Here is a 701-nt window from a genome sequence, read left to right on the forward strand (position 1 = left end):
CACAACGCGGTGAAATACACCCCCGGCCAGGGATCCATCCGCCTAGAAGTCAGGGTTGAGGCCAACCGAACTCGCATCCAAGTCAGGAATAGCCAAGAGATCCCGGCTGAGGAACTCACCCGCATTTTCGAGCGTTTTTACCGGATCCCTGGCCATGATCCTTGGAAAGAAGGGGGCACCGGTCTGGGCTTGGCCTTGGCAAAACAGATGGTGGATCAACTGAGGGGATCCATTGAGGTCAACAGCTCTGCCGGTTGGACGACTTTTACGCTACATCTACCCGAATTGCCGCAATTTTAATTCCACTTCTTCCCCTCGCTTTGGGATACATTACTGGCAGGGATCCGGGGGGGCTTTGCCTAAACCTATGACAACTCGCCTAGATTTGGCTCTCACTCTTGAAGACTTCCTCAAGTTGCCTCACATAGAAGAGTCTCCGGCATGGGAGTACGTGGATGGAGTTGCCATTCAAAAACCGCTGCCCAAAGTCCGCCATTCCATTTTGCAAAAACGCCTTTTGGCTGAGGTTGACGGCAGCACCACCGACTATACTGCCCTACCCGAATTGCGATGCACTTTTGCCGGTCGTTCCATTGTTCCCGATATTGCTGTAATTGCGTGGGATCGAATTCGCCTCAGTGAGACAGGCGAGCCAGAAGATGACTTCACCGCAGCACCCGACTGGATTATCGAAATTCTTT

At 52.8% G+C, this 701-nt stretch carries 2 protein-coding genes; both read left to right on the forward strand.

Annotated features, from left to right (window positions below; all coding sequences use genetic code 11):
* Positions 1-300, forward strand: a 300-nt coding sequence (locus tag NW820_RS13190; protein WP_414407747.1) for an ATP-binding protein, incomplete at its 5' end; no start/stop codon positions are given.
* A 67-nt stretch (positions 301-367) separates the two neighbouring features.
* On the forward strand, positions 368-701 hold a 334-nt coding region (locus tag NW820_RS13195; protein WP_414407748.1), incomplete at its 3' end, for a Uma2 family endonuclease.

Source organism: Synechococcus sp. R55.7 (genome assembly GCF_047461955.1).
Classification (GTDB): domain Bacteria; phylum Cyanobacteriota; class Cyanobacteriia; order Thermostichales; family Thermostichaceae; genus Thermostichus.